Genomic DNA, 464 nt, shown 5'->3' with positions numbered 1-464 from the left:
TAGCTCACCATTACGCATGTAGTCGCCATCATTCACGGTGATATATGGGAATCCGCCGTTCACCCTCATGCTGACGAGCTGATCGCGGACCTGTTCCCATGCCTTATCGACGATTTTATAATCTTTGCCCTGCTTTTGGAATAGATACATATCCTCTCGCATGACCAGGTCCTTCGTCAAATAATTCCGGAGAAAGGAAATATCGGATTCGATCTCCCTGACCTCGAACATCTTTTCCCGGCCAGATCCAGGCTTGACGCCCAGCCTGATCATTTCTTCGGTTGGATTATCATAGCGTTCCTCGATATCCTCAAGCACTTTCAATCCAAGATAATAAGGGTTGATGCTGGTGCGTGATGGCTGAACGACGCCTGCATTCAATTTGGCGAACTCGATCGCTTCCCCTGAGGATAGATCCAATTCGCGGATGATGCGCTGATGCCAATAAGAAGCCCAGCCTTCGT

Annotated in this window: 1 protein-coding gene; it reads right to left on the bottom strand. The window is 48.9% G+C overall.

From position 1 onward, the window contains the following. Positions 1-464: SpoVR family protein (locus CVN76_RS01940; protein WP_198512428.1), on the bottom strand; the 464-nt coding region annotated here is incomplete at both ends.

It is taken from the genome of Bacillus sp. mrc49, from assembly GCF_002803435.1.
Note: the sequence above shows the minus strand (reverse complement) of the source record. Positions and strands in the feature narration are given on the sequence as shown.